The organism is Erwinia plantamica, from assembly GCF_043420595.1.
Taxonomy (GTDB): domain Bacteria; phylum Pseudomonadota; class Gammaproteobacteria; order Enterobacterales; family Enterobacteriaceae; genus Erwinia; species Erwinia aeris.
In genome coordinates this window covers 308,067-320,872 of the sequence record NZ_JBGCUC010000001.1, presented here as the reverse complement: position 1 = coordinate 320,872, position 12,806 = coordinate 308,067, and the positions used below count along the sequence as shown (strand labels likewise).

Annotated in this window: 14 protein-coding genes; 6 read left to right on the top strand and 8 right to left on the bottom strand. The window is 54.6% G+C overall.

The window, feature by feature from the left end:
- Nucleotides 1-254 precede the first annotated feature (254 nt).
- Nucleotides 255-719, bottom strand: a complete 465-nt coding sequence (locus AB3U87_RS01500) for a hypothetical protein (RefSeq protein ID WP_394148160.1) — start codon at nucleotides 717-719, stop codon at nucleotides 255-257.
- An 866-nt stretch (nucleotides 720-1,585) separates the two neighbouring features.
- Here AB3U87_RS01500 and AB3U87_RS01495 point away from each other — a divergent pair.
- Together AB3U87_RS01495 and AB3U87_RS01490 are read left to right on the top strand one after the other, a co-directional pair.
- Nucleotides 1,586-1,945 carry a tlde1 domain-containing protein gene (locus AB3U87_RS01495; RefSeq protein ID WP_394148158.1) on the top strand — a complete coding sequence of 120 codons (360 nt, stop codon included), beginning with the start codon at nucleotides 1,586-1,588 and terminating at the stop codon, nucleotides 1,943-1,945.
- Entirely contained in the window at nucleotides 1,942-2,463 is a 522-nt protein-coding gene (locus AB3U87_RS01490) for a hypothetical protein (protein WP_394148156.1), read from the top strand. The genes AB3U87_RS01495 and AB3U87_RS01490 overlap by 4 nt, the downstream gene beginning before the upstream one ends.
- A gap of 78 nt (nucleotides 2,464-2,541) precedes the next feature.
- Here the strand turns inward: AB3U87_RS01490 and argS are convergent, their stop codons facing one another.
- Both argS and AB3U87_RS01480 read right to left on the bottom strand, forming a co-directional pair.
- Nucleotides 2,542-4,272 carry an arginine--tRNA ligase gene (gene argS, locus AB3U87_RS01485; protein ID WP_301729436.1) on the bottom strand — a complete coding sequence of 577 codons (1,731 nt, stop codon included), beginning with the start codon at nucleotides 4,270-4,272 and terminating at the stop codon, nucleotides 2,542-2,544.
- Between the two features lie 196 nt (nucleotides 4,273-4,468).
- Entirely contained in the window at nucleotides 4,469-4,597 is a 129-nt protein-coding gene (locus tag AB3U87_RS01480; RefSeq protein WP_301252226.1) for a hypothetical protein, read from the bottom strand.
- A gap of 306 nt (nucleotides 4,598-4,903) precedes the next feature.
- Here AB3U87_RS01480 and AB3U87_RS01475 point away from each other — a divergent pair, with 306 nt between their 5' ends.
- Nucleotides 4,904-5,470: a VOC family protein gene (locus AB3U87_RS01475; protein ID WP_253460685.1), complete on the top strand. Its 567-nt coding sequence runs from the start codon at nucleotides 4,904-4,906 to the stop codon at nucleotides 5,468-5,470.
- Here AB3U87_RS01475 and AB3U87_RS01470 read toward each other — a convergent pair.
- Nucleotides 5,459-6,607 carry a MalY/PatB family protein gene (locus AB3U87_RS01470; protein WP_394148154.1) on the bottom strand — a complete coding sequence of 383 codons (1,149 nt, stop codon included), beginning with the start codon at nucleotides 6,605-6,607 and terminating at the stop codon, nucleotides 5,459-5,461. The two genes, AB3U87_RS01475 and AB3U87_RS01470, sit on opposite strands and share 12 nt — an antisense overlap.
- Nucleotides 6,608-6,707: 100 nt before the next feature.
- Between AB3U87_RS01470 and cutC the strand changes: the two genes are divergently transcribed.
- Together cutC and AB3U87_RS01460 are read left to right on the top strand one after the other, a co-directional pair.
- Nucleotides 6,708-7,469, top strand: a complete 762-nt coding sequence (gene cutC / locus AB3U87_RS01465; protein ID WP_253460691.1) for a copper homeostasis protein CutC — start codon at nucleotides 6,708-6,710, stop codon at nucleotides 7,467-7,469.
- Nucleotides 7,470-7,626: 157 nt separating this feature from the next.
- Nucleotides 7,627-8,469 (top strand): hypothetical protein, encoded by an 843-nt coding sequence (locus tag AB3U87_RS01460; RefSeq protein WP_394148152.1) that lies wholly within the window; start codon nucleotides 7,627-7,629, stop codon nucleotides 8,467-8,469.
- A gap of 19 nt (nucleotides 8,470-8,488) precedes the next feature.
- On the opposite strand, the gene AB3U87_RS01455 is transcribed toward AB3U87_RS01460, so the two are convergent.
- Nucleotides 8,489-9,586, bottom strand: a complete 1,098-nt coding sequence (locus AB3U87_RS01455; RefSeq protein WP_301252222.1) for a glycerol dehydrogenase — start codon at nucleotides 9,584-9,586, stop codon at nucleotides 8,489-8,491.
- A 152-nt stretch (nucleotides 9,587-9,738) separates the two neighbouring features.
- Here AB3U87_RS01455 and AB3U87_RS01450 point away from each other — a divergent pair, with 152 nt between their 5' ends.
- A complete protein-coding gene (locus AB3U87_RS01450; RefSeq protein ID WP_253460700.1) occupies nucleotides 9,739-10,356 on the top strand; it encodes a LysE family translocator in 618 nt (205 codons plus the stop codon).
- A gap of 260 nt (nucleotides 10,357-10,616) precedes the next feature.
- Here the strand turns inward: AB3U87_RS01450 and cmoB are convergent, their stop codons facing one another.
- The 3 genes from cmoB to AB3U87_RS01435 form a co-directional block, all read right to left on the bottom strand.
- A complete protein-coding gene (gene cmoB, locus AB3U87_RS01445) occupies nucleotides 10,617-11,585 on the bottom strand; it encodes a tRNA 5-methoxyuridine(34)/uridine 5-oxyacetic acid(34) synthase CmoB (protein ID WP_253461296.1) in 969 nt (322 codons plus the stop codon).
- On the bottom strand, nucleotides 11,582-12,322 hold the full coding sequence (gene cmoA, locus AB3U87_RS01440; protein ID WP_125287922.1) for a carboxy-S-adenosyl-L-methionine synthase CmoA: 741 nt from the start codon (nucleotides 12,320-12,322) through the stop codon (nucleotides 11,582-11,584). The genes cmoB and cmoA overlap by 4 nt, the downstream gene beginning before the upstream one ends.
- Before the next feature lie 73 nt (nucleotides 12,323-12,395).
- Nucleotides 12,396-12,791 carry an MAPEG family protein gene (locus tag AB3U87_RS01435; protein ID WP_253460703.1) on the bottom strand — a complete coding sequence of 132 codons (396 nt, stop codon included), beginning with the start codon at nucleotides 12,789-12,791 and terminating at the stop codon, nucleotides 12,396-12,398.
- Nucleotides 12,792-12,806 lie beyond the last annotated feature (15 nt).

Genomic DNA, 12,806 nt, shown 5'->3' with positions numbered 1-12,806 from the left:
CGGTGAGATCGGCAATAGGTTGCAAAGGCGGGATTGGCGATAGGTTACGTAAGTCTGCGGGAAAAGGTCGTTGCGATTAGAGGCAGGTTACAGAAGTCTCTGCGGGGTGAATGGCAGGCAGTAAGGGGCGGGTTACAAAGGTCGCTGTGGAGCAGGCGAGAAGGGCGATAGGTTGCAAAGGTCGCTGCGGCACTAAAGAAAAGCAAAAGAACAGACCGCTGCGGACTGAATGCGGCCTGTCTTTCCCGGCGAATTTAGCGAACCTGGACTAAACCGTTCCAGGTTTCCATATAGCGCGGCGCTTTCAGCTCGTCCACCTGATAATTAACCAGATCGAACAGCAGATCGTTGAGCGTCAGTCTGGCTTCCGCATCAATCAGGTTGTGAATTAATAGCCGGGTTAAAGCCTGGCAATATTGGGTGAGTCTTTCTGATTCTGTAATAAAAGTGACAGGATGAAAAGCCGTAATATTCGACGCCGTTAGCTGTGGAAGGCGCTCGTCAGGCACCGGTTCTTCATAAGTCGTCGCCAGCTGTTCAAGGCTGGCGGCCATTTTTTTATAAAGAGAAAGACGCTCCATATCATTATCCGTTTCCATTAAGGCGGCAACCAGACGCTCGTTATATTCCGCCAGATCGATAAAGTCCATTCCCGCGGGTAGCGAGGAAAAATTTGTAAAATCAGGGCGAGTTTGGGTACACTGTTTTACAGCCATCATGTTACTCCTTTTAACATTGTGGTCAGAGGCTCGTCAGTGTTCCACCACTGGCGGGCTTCGCTATTTCTGCTTCGCTTCAGGCGTCGCCCATCAACTCTATGCTTTTTCTTTACGCCGTCAATACTCCATAGATCGTTTTCTTTCAAAGGATTGTGCCTTTATTTAGTTATGGAAAGCTGCTCGTAAAATAAGATGAAAATAAACAGGTGTTGCTTATTTTTTTGTGAGGCAGGCCGCAAGCAAGGGGCGTGAGATCGCACGGCTATTTATTGTCTGCAAAGAACTCAGCATTAATCCTGTTTAACTTCCGATAATTAAATAACAATGCGGTCAGAAGGTGGGGGACGAAAGTAGCTCGGCAGTATTATTATATAACGGTGTTATTTTCAAATATTTTGTGCAGTTCCTGATAAACAGGATGAATCAGTCCGCTTATCCGCATGGCCTCTTACTGCGGTCAGGCAGCGGCGTGGCGGTAAGGATGGTGCGGGATTGGCGATGGGTTACGCAAGTCTGCGGAAAAGGTCGTTGCGGCATGGGCGGCAGGTTACAGAAGTCATTGTAGGGCAGGCGACGGCATCAGGGAGCGGTTTGTCATAACAGACAAAACGTAAATAGTGCAATAAGGTGAACTTAATCATTTTTTTGCGGCGCAATGTGTGATGAAAATACGTTGCCCGCTTTTCAGGAAGAGGGGGGAATAACGGCGGGTATTCCACTCATTATGCTACTTATTTTCGAAAAGGATAGAGCGTATAAGGGGCAGTCCGCTTCAGCTAAACCAGAATAATTTTGGCATATCCTGGTGGCTAAATCACCTAATCAGGCCACCTGGAACCGCACAGATTTGTATAAGGATAATGCACATGGCATGGATTTATCAGCAATCTACGGGAAATCTTTATCACGATAGCGAGTATATCGACCGTGGTTATTCAGGTGTGCTGACCAATAAGAATAATCCCGACCGACAGCAGGTAAGAGGAATGGGGCCGATCCCGCGTGGTAAATGGCGTATCACGCAGCGTACCCACACAAAAGGGCCAATGACGATCGTGCTCAGGCAAATCACTGGTGAAACCTTTGGGCGCACGGAGTTTCGTATTCATGGCGAACGTATAGGCAAACCAGCAGGCTTTGCTTCCCAGGGATGTATTATCCTGAGGTCTGCGACCCGGGATCGTATCTGGTCTTCCCATGACAGAGAGCTGGAGGTAATAAGATGAAAAATCTATCTTTCTTGTTGATGACGTTATGTCTGTTTTCCACTTCCGCAGCCTGTAGCTCAGTGATGGTCGAAGAAAACTGGGGGCAATTTATTAGCAATATTGCAAAAGGGAATAGCCAGACGATTGCGGTATTGCCTGGAAAAATAAAAGCGATAAGTCATTCAATTACCGACCCACAGGCTATTGAGCTCGTTGAGGCAATAAGTTTTGCATTGATCAATAAGCCGTTGGCAACGCTTCAGGCAACGGAAGAAATAGGGATATCCGCTGATACGCTTGTTCAGCGATTTGATTCCGGCAGCATTTGCTCTGTACCTGCCATCATGTCTTACACGAAATCTTCTGTGCTGAAATATTACGCTCTGGCAACGGAAGCGCTTAAAAAAGCAGGTAAACCAGCCGCAGAGTGCCTGAATATTATGCAGGCAGCTATGGCGGAAATTCAGCAGGAGGATGAGCGAGGCGAGATGAAATGGGGAAATAAAAGCTTTAATCCGGTACGGGCTTCCGGGTAAATTTTCCAGGCAGAATAAAACAGGCTAAATCTTTAGCGATAAAAAGGGACGAAAGCTCGTCCCTTTGCGGATCGCCTGTTACATTCTTTCGACGGTTTCGATACCCAGCGTATCCAGACCCTGCTTCAGGGTTCTCGCGGTCAGCAGCGCCAGCTTCAGGCGGCTCTGCTTCGTCGCTTCGTCTTCGGCAGACAGGATCGGGCAGTGCTCGTAGAAACCAGAGAACAGACCGGCCAGATCGTAGAGGTAAGCACACATCACGTGCGGCGTGCCGTCGCGCGCGACCTGGGTGATGGTTTCTTCAAATTGCAGCAGGCGTACGGCCAGCGCCGCTTCGCGATCTTCAGCAATCACGGTTTTGCCCGTGACGGCGGATTCTTCAATGCCCGCCTTGCGGAACACGGAAAGCACACGCGTATAGGCATACTGCATATACGGCGCGGTGTTGCCTTCAAAGGCCAGCATGTTGTCCCAGTCAAACACATAATCCGTGGTGCGGCTTTTAGAAAGATCCGCATATTTGACCGCGCCGATACCCACCGTGTTGGCAAGCTTCGCCAGTTCGTCGGCTGGCATATCCGGGTTTTTCTCGCTAACCAGCTTCGTGGCGCGCTCGACCGCTTCGTCCAGCAGATCGGAAAGCTTGATGGTGCCGCCCGCGCGGGTTTTAAATGGCTTGCCGTCCTTGCCCAGCATCATGCCAAACGCATGGTGTTCTAAAGGCACGGACGTCGGCACATAACCGGCTTTACGCACGATGGTCCACGCCTGCTGTAGATGCTGGTGCTGACGTGAATCGATATAGTAGAGCACGCGATCGGCATGAAGCGTTTCATAACGGTATTTCGCGCAGGCGATATCGGTGGTGGTATAAAGATAGCCGCCATCCTTTTTCTGGATGATAACGCCCATCGGCTCGCCATCTTTATTTTTGTACTCGTCCAGGAAAACCACGGTAGCGCCTTCGCTTTCTACCGCCAGGCCTTTGGCTTTCAGATCGGCAACGATGCCCGGCAGCATATCGTTGTACAGGCTTTCGCCCATGACGTCTTTGCGGCTCAGCGTCACGTTCATGCGGTCGTAGACTTTCTGGTTCTGCGACATGGTGATGTCCACCAGACGCTTCCACATTTTACGGCAGTATTCATCGCCGCCCTGAAGTTTTACCACGTAGCCGCGCGCGCGTTCGGCAAAAGCCGGATCTTCGTCATAGGTACGCTTGGCTTCGCGGTAGAAGGCTTCCAGATCGGATAAAGCGATCTCTTCATGGGCTTCGTTCTGCTGTTTTTCCAGGTAAGCGATCAGCATCCCGAACTGCGTGCCCCAGTCGCCCACATGGTTGGCGCGGATCACGTTGTGGCCCAGGAAGGAGAGCGTGCGCACCGCCGCATCACCAATGATGGTGGAGCGAACGTGACCAACGTGCATCTCTTTGGCGACGTTAGGCGCAGAGTAGTCGATAACGATAGTCTGCGGTTCGACCGGTGACACGCCCAGGCGCGGCGCGTCGACAACGCGGTCTACCTGGGCGGCAAGCCAGTCGGCGTCAAGAAACAGATTGATAAAACCCGGTCCGGCGATTTCAACCTTGCTGGCGATCCCCTGTAGATCGAGATGGGTCAGCACCTCTTCAGCAAGCTGGCGCGGCGCCTTGCCCAGTTTTTTCGCAACGGCCATAATACCGTTTGCCTGGTAATCGCCGAACTGTGCCTTAGCGGACTGACGCACCTGCGGCTCGCAGTCGGCCGGAGCCCCTGCCGCGATCATCGCCTGACTGACTTTATCTGAGAGAAGAGCCTGAATATTCACCGGATTACCTTTATATGCAAAAACGCCTGCGCGCTGAGGCCAGGCCGTCATACTAAACGGAGTCGGACAGCAGAGTGGCTGTTCGCTACCGCTAAAAAAGAAGGGAAAAAGTATACTGCATTTAGGCTGTAGTTATCCAGGCGTGTAAACAGGAGAGGGCACAGGAAACAGCGGGCGCTGCTTCCTGGTTGTCTGGTCAGGTGCGACGACGGTGAGGGCGATGCGGGCTGGCGATAGTCGTCTTTTCGTTACGAAGCTTCCAGTGCCTCACCAGAGCAAAGCCCGTCATAACGATAAGCGCTGCAATAAGTATTAACATCAGCATTTGCTATTCCTTGTGTGAGAAGCGAAACGAATCTATAAGAAATAAGAATACCCTGGAGTCGACGAACGGGATTTAAGAATAGTCGCATTGTATAAATTTAACTAAATTAAAACATTAAGTTAAGCCAAATTTTCTAAATAATATGCTGGGACTAAACCAAATTTAACTAAAGAAAAGGATAATAATCCGCAATTATCGAGCTATCCTGGGCTGTTACGTTTTTCTTCATCAGGAAAGCTGGCCCGAAAACGGGGTGTGATGGCATAAAAATGATTAATATTTTTAAAGTAATTTAAAGAGGAAGGCATGTTTTCAGGTAAAGTAGCGGAAGAATTAAACGATTTAGTTAAGGATTCTGGAGAGTTTCTATACAAAATTAACCATCTGGCGACGCGGCTCGGGCTGGATCTGGCTGCGCATCATGCCGATCACATCGCCGTACGCTGCCATCAGGTCGCGACGGCGGAACGCTGGAAAAAAGGTTTTTTGCAGCACGGCGTGCTGTTTTCAGAAAAGATGATAGGCGGACGGCCGGTCGCGCTGTTTGAGCTGCATGAACCATTACGGGTCGGGCCATGGCAAATCAGCATGGTGGAGCTGCCCTGGCCCGGTGAAAAAGTCTATCGGCATGAAGGCTGGGAGCACGTTGAGATCGTGCTGCCGGGCGATGAAGCGCAGCTGAGCGTGCGTGCGCTGGCGCTGTTGTCGGATGAGAGCCTCTCTAAACCAGGGATAGCCATTAAAAATAGCGCGCCGAAAGGAGAGGGCGAAAGGCTGCCTAATCCGACGCTCGCGGTCAGCGACGGCCAGGTGACGATCAAGTTCCATCCCTGGAGCCTGAAAGAGATTGTAGAGAGCGAGCTAGCGTCGTAACGTCCGCACGGCTTTTTCCATCCGTCGCACCGCTTCCACAATCAGATCGCGCGGGCAGCCAAAGTTAAAGCGTACAAAGCTATCGTCGCCAAAATCGCGCCCGGCGGAAAAGCCCAGCCCGTGCCGTTCAAAAAACAGCGCCGGGCTGGCAACATTAAGCTGGCTGGCGTCAATCCACGCCAGATAGGTCGCCTCCGGGCGGGCCAGCGAAAGCCCCTCAATAGCGTTGACACGCTCGGTCAGCCAGTCCCTTGAGGTTTTAAGATAGGCCAGCTGCTCGTCCAGCCACGGCTGCCCGTCTCGCCAGGCGGCCGTCGCGGCGACCAGCGCCAGGATATCCGGTTGCGGCACAATACCCAGGCGTGCTTTGTTGAAACGCGCGCGCAACGCTTTATCGGGAATAATGGCCAGCGAAGCGCCCAGCCCGGCAATATTGAACGTCTTTGAGGGCGAAATCAGCGTCACGGAGCGTCGCTGCGCGTCTTCGTTAAGACTGCCAAAAGGAATATGCTGCACGCCGTCTTCCAGCAGCAGGTCGCAGTGAATTTCATCAGAGCAGACGATCAGATCGTGACGTTGCGCAAAGCGCAGCTGTGCCTCCAGCTCCTCGCGACGATAAACCGTGCCGCCGGGATTTTGCGGATTGCACAGCATTAACAGTTTTTCGTTGCCGGTCATGGCGGGTGACAGCTCGTCAAAATCCGCCAGCCAGCGTCCCTCATGCAGTTTTAGCGGCACGTTAAGCTGCGCGCGGTCGGCCAGCTTCGCCGCAGAGCGGAACGGCGGATAAATCGGCGTGGGCGCGACGGTGCCTTGATGCGGCTCGGTAAAAGCGCGTACCGCTAAATTCAGCCCGCTGACCACGCCCGGCAGTAAAACCAGCCATTCCGGATCGATTTTCCACTGATAGCGCGCCAGCATTCGCGCCGTGGTGACGGCAATCAGCTCATCCGGCGTGGTGCCATAGCCGAAAATACCATGGGCCACGCGCTGCTGAAGCGCGTCAATCACACATTGCGGCGAGCGGAAATCGGTATCTGCTACCCAGAGCGGCAAAATATCCTGACCGCCATATTTCTGCCATTTCAGACTATCGCTGTGACGGCGATCGATACGCTGGTCGAAAGTGCATGTCATGTTGGTGATTCCCGTTACTATTATTTTTAATGTTCGAAAGCAGACTAAACAGCGAAACAGATTTACACAACCAGCCGGCAGTCATTAACAGGAGAATGAAATGTTAAAACTGGAAGTATGCTGCTATGGGATTGATTGCGCGCTGGCCGCGCAAACCGCTGGCGCCGATCGGGTGGAGCTTTGCGCTGCGCCTTCGGAAGGCGGATTAACGCCTTCGGCTGGCAGCCTGTTGCAGGCTCGCGAAACCGTGTCCATACCCGTTCATCCCCTGGTGCGTCCGCGCGGCGGTGATTTCTGCTTCAGTGACAACGAGTTTCGTCAGATTAAAGACGATGTCGCCTGGATCCGCGAGCTTGGTTTTCCGGGCGTGGTGGTCGGCATACTGGATGTGGACGGGCATATTGATATCGCCAGGATGAAGCAGGTCATGGCGCTTTGCGCAGGCATGGAGGTGACCTTTCACCGCGCTTTCGATCTCTGTCACAACCCGCTGACGGCGCTGCGGCAGCTTACCGACCTGGGCGTGGCGCGCATCCTGACTTCCGGCCAGCAACAAAGCGCCGAAAGCGGTTTACCTTTATTAAGGGAACTTAATCAGCTTACCCAAGGTCCAATCATTATGGCCGGCGCTGGCGTCCGCATGAGCAACCTGCATAAGTTTGTGGAAGCCGGATTGCGTGAGCTACACAGCTCCGCCAGCCAGCGAATCGCCTCTGCAATGCGCTACCGTAAAGCCGGTGTTTCCATGACTTCCGTCGCGGAAACGGACGAGTTCAGCCGCGCCTGCGTTGACGGCGATATGGTGGAAGCCATGAAAGCCTCGCTCTCGCTCTCGTTTGGCTCGTCGGCAAGCGTAGCCTGACCCCGATTTTGCCGCACAGCACGCCAGGTTAACGACGTGATGTTTGCAAGTACCAGGCCTCATCATTTTGGTGAGGCTTTTTTTCTGCCGCAGAACCGAAATTCCTCTTACACTGAACACATCTCTGGCTGCTGCGAGTTCACTGATGAAAGTCATAATGACCGCCAACGTTTTTCTGCTGCCGCTCATGCTACTGGCGGGCGCGGCACAGGGCGCAGATACCTGTCTCGCCAACGCCGCACGGGTTAACGACAGCAACAGCCTGCTGCTGCTGGGCGGTACCGCGAAAGGGCCGATAAAACAGGTTGTAATGGGCGAGTTTGGTAAGGATGTCGACCAGCAAAAACGCATTCTCGGTGAGTTCGATCGCTGTGGCGCGCTGCTGCGGGCGGATATCAGCTTTGACAAGAACGAAGGTAACGTCGCGCTCAGAATGGTGCAAAGCGTCACGCGCGTCGCCACCGGCTGGCAGGCCGACTACGTTCTGTCGATCTTCGTGCTGCAAAAGGGCAAGCTGGTGGAAGTCAGCAATAAACAGGGAACCGTCAACTATCTGACCGGTAAAACGGGCACCATTACCAGCTCGTCCGAGGCGTTTCTGTTGCAGGGCAAAAAGGGCTTTACGGAAACCACTAACAGCTACGACAGCCGTCAGCGGCTGATAAAAAGCGTGGCGAGAGGATCGGACGCGCAGGCCAACGGCGAGTTTCACTATAGCTGGAATGCGGAAAATCTGCTGATCGCCAGCCGTTCGGGCAACAGCGAAATGCAGTGGAGCTATGACGATAAAAAGCGGGAAAAGGGGCTACTGATGCAAACGCATAACCCCGACAGCGAGCTGACCACGCAGGATGAATGCCAGCTGTGGGACGAGCGGGGCAACTGCACGCTAAGCTACTCGCATGAGAGAGAAGTCTTTGCGCACGGTGAAGTGCTGCGCAATATCAGCGCGGCTTACCGCTTTGAATACTGGGATAAAGCGGAAGGCGCGGACAAATAAGCGCCCGCGCCAAACGCTGTTATTTCACGGTCTGGCTGAAAGCGTCTACTGCCAGGATAGCGCTGGCGATATCCTGCGCGCTAAGGTTAGGGTTAAGGTTCTTCAGCGTATCGCCTTCGCTGTTAGCCAGTTCGCCCACTTTCAGCAGGTTCTCCCAGCTTTCGTTTTCCAGATGCATCTCTTTTAGCGTGGTCGGCATTTTTATCGCGCGATAAAAGCGGACATAGCGCGCAATCTCTTCATCGGGCCGCTGCTCCAGCACCATTTGCGTCAGCGTGCCGTAGGCGACCTTTTCACCGTGCGTCAGATGGTGGATGTCGCCGTCGATAGCGGTAAAGCCGTTATGGATAGCGTGCGCGCCCGCTAAACCTGCGTTTTCAAAGCCCAGGCCGGAAAGCAGCGTATTGGCTTCCACTACCGCCTCTACGGCTGGCGTAACCACTTTTTTCTCTACCGCCTGATAAGCGCTGTATCCCCAGGTCAGCAGCGTTTTTTCGCAGGCTTCGGCAATCGCCATACCTGCAATCGTCGGATCGCCATCCACCATGGATTTGCTGTGCGAACGTTTGACCGCCTGCGCTTCGACAAAGGTCGCCAGACCATCAGCGATGCCGGAAGCGAACAGCCTGACCGGCGCCTGGGCGCAGACCTGCGTATCCACCAGCACCAGATCCGGGTTTTTGTTATAGAAGCGGTAGCTTTCGAATACGCCGCTGTCGGAGTAGATCACGGAAAGCGCGCTGCACGGCGCATCCGTCGAGGCGATAGTCGGTACAATCACCACCGGCCGCTTCAGCTCGTCGGCCACTGCTTTAACCGTATCCAACGTTTTGCCGCCGCCTACGCCGATCACCAGCTGCGCATCGGCCTCTTTCGCCAGCGCCGTAAGGCGAGCGATCTCATTGCCGGAAGCCTCGCCGTTGAACTGCTGATAATGAAACTCGACGTTGCGCTGCTGCAAAGCATCCTGCACCGTCTTGCCCGTCAGTTTCCAGACGATTTCATCCGCCACCACAAAAGCTTTATTGCCCAGTTCCGCTACGTAGTCGCCCAGCTGAGCCATGACGCCAGCGCCCTGAACGTACTTGCGCGGTGAAGAGAATACGAACTTACTCATGGGAACTCCTTTTGGTGAAATAAAAGTCGTACAGGTTCAACCGTAGACCTTTTAACGCAAAAAGGGGGATGGAAATGTGACATAACGAAAATTGGTAGTAGGCAATCAGCCGCGTAATCGCTAAACTTTTTTTCCTTTCCAGGGAAATCAGTATGACCTCGTTATTAACCTTTCTGTTCGCCATTACGCTGCTGACCATGACGCCGGGTTTCGATACGGCATTGATCCTGCGTACGTCCGCCGCCAGCGGCTGGAAAAAAGCGCTGGCGACCAGCATGGGCGTCAATGCCGGCTGTATGACGTGGGGCACTGCGGTGGGCGTGGGGCTTGGCGCACTGCTTCTGGCATCGGAAGTGGCCTATAACATTTTAAGGCTGGCGGGCGCGGCGTATCTGCTATGGCTCGGCGTGGGGCTACTGTTAAAACCGCGCAGCGCCTTCCAGGACGCTCTGCCGCAGGCTAAGCAGGACGGCTATCGCCGCGTATTTATGCGTGGTTTTTTAGGCAATTTGCTTAACCCTAAGGTCGGCATCTTCTACGTCTCGTTTTTGCCGCAATTTATTCCTGCTGGTGGCTCGGTGGCGCTCTGGAGTATCGGCATGGCCTTTACCCACGTGGTCGTCGGCACGTTGTGGAACGGGATGCTGATCGCCTGCACGCATTACTTTGCGGAAAAGCTGCGTAAGCCGGCGGTGATAAAAATCATGGATCGCCTGACCGGCTGCGTCTTTATCGGCTTTGCCGCAAAGCTGGCGCTGGCGAAGCGTTAAGACCTGCCGGGGAAGGGGGAAAGCACGGATAATGAACGCACTTTTCGCGCGTCCCTGCGCGAAAATGGTCGTCCGGCTTTATTTACTACAGCGAGGCTGAAACCAGCAGCCACCCGCGCCGGACGAACTAAGGCTGGCTATCAGTCAGGCCGCTTATGCCCGAAGCTTGCGCACCGCGTCAGCCGCACGGGTAGCTAAAGCTGGCAGTTATGAGCCACGAGTAAAGCCAAGGCTTTACGCCCACGGCGACGCCGGTCGTGCTAAGGCTTGCGCGCCACCAAAACGGCACGCAGCGGCGCCGGATAGCCTTCGACGGTTTTGCTGCTGTCGTTGGGATCCAGAAACTCCGCCAGCGATTCGCTGGTCATCCAGTCGGTGCGGCGCTGCTCTTCCGTCGACGTCACGGAATAGTCCGCGATCTTCACGTCAACAAAGCCGCATTTCTCCAGCCAGTTTTTCAGCGCGCCGGTAGAGGGAATAAAATAGACGTTGCGCATCTGCGCATAGCGTTCGCCCGGCACCAGCACCGCGTGCTCGTCGCCTTCGACCACCAGGGTTTCCAGCACCAGCTCGCCGCCGCTGACCAGCTGGTTCTTCAGCTGATAAAGGTGATCCAGCGGCGAGCGGCGATGATAGAGCACGCCCATCGAAAAAACCGTATCAAACGCTTTCAGCTCCGGCAGCTGCTCGATGCCGAGCGGCAGCACGTGCGCGCGCTGATCGTTGCCCAGCAGCTTGCGCACGGCCTCGAACTGGCAGATAAACAGCTGCATCGGATCGATGCCCACCACCAGATTTGCGCCCGCACCAACCATGCGCCACATGTGATAGCCGCTGCCGCAGCCGACGTCCAGCACGGTTCGGCCCGCCAGCGGGGAAATATGCGGCAGCACGCGGTCCCATTTCCAGTCGGAGCGCCATTCGGTATTAATATGCACGCCATACAGCGAGTAGGGGCCTTTGCGCCACGGCATCAGATTACGCAGCAGGCTTTCGATACCGCCGCGCTGGCGCTCGCTGAGCTGGCTGCTGTCGGCGGTGACACCGTGCAGCAGATCCAACGTTTCCGGCACGATGGTCGGCAGATGCTCAACCGAGCGATCCCAGTTTTTAAAATGCCCGTGCAGCTGTTCGCGCTGCCAGGCGGCAATCTGTGCAGGCAGCGTTTCCAGCCAGTGCGACAGCGGGCTTTTGGCGATCAGCTGATAAAAATTACCGAAATCCATCAGTCCGTCCCAGCCTTAAGCGCAATTAACGAGCCAAAATTAAAGCACTGGAACCAGAGTTCGGCATGCTCAAAACCGGCCAGGCGCAGGCGCTCTTTGTGCGTTTCCACGCTGTCGGTCAGCATAACGTTTTCCAGCATACTGCGCTTCTGGCTGATCTCCAGTTCGCTGTAGCCGTTAGCCCGCTTGAAGTCATGATGCATATTGAACAGCAGTTCGCCCACGCTGGCGTCGGCGAAGCTGAATTTTTCGGAAAGCACCAGTGCGCCGCCGGGACGCAGGCCTTGCCAGATGGTATTCAGCAGGCTCTGCCGCTCGGCAGGCTCTAAAAACTGCAGCGTAAAGTTCAGCACCACCAGCGAGGCGTTTTCAATCGGAACGGCGCGAATATCGGCCTCAATCACCTCGACCGGCGTGTCGGCGCGGAAAGCGTCGATATGACGGCGGCAGCGCTCCACCATCGCGGGCGAGTTATCAACGGAGATAATTTTGCAGCCTTCGGCTTTGATATTGCGGCGCACCGAAAGGGTGGCGGCGCCCAGCGAGCAGCCCAGATCGTAAACCTGGCTGTGCGGCTGTACAAAACGCTCGGCCAGCATCCCGATCATCGAAATAATATTGGAATAGCCAGGCACGGAGCGCTGGATCATATCGGGAAAAACTTCGGCCACGCGCTCGTCAAACGTCCAGTCGCCCAGTTTGGCAATCGGCGCGGAGAACAGCGTATCGCGGTTAGACATAGTGGTAAGTCCGGAACAAAAACGGAAAGGGCGTATTCTGGCAGAAAGCGGCGCGGGCTGCACCTTTTCCGCCTCAGCCCAGCGTGAAAACCAAATCCCAGGGCAGAAAAACAAGGTTAAGCACGATCATGCCCAGCAGCGATGCCAGCGTCAGGATCATACCGTTTTTCCGCCACAGCAGCGTGCTGGTGCGCATACCGTAGCTGTGCAGCGCGCGGCCCAGGAAAAAGAAGAGGCCGGTCAGGTGCAGCATCCACATTTCCGCGCCGTTCATTTCCATAATCACCAGCAGCAGCAGGGCGAGCGGAATATACTCTACGGCGTTGCCGTGAATACGAATGGCGGTCTGCAATTCATAAAAGCCGCCGTCGCCGTGCGCCACGTGATACTGGCGACGCAGCCGCACTACGTCAAAAGAAAACTTGATAATAAACAGTGCTCCCAGCACTACATACAGCGCGCTGACCATCCTTACTCCACCCGG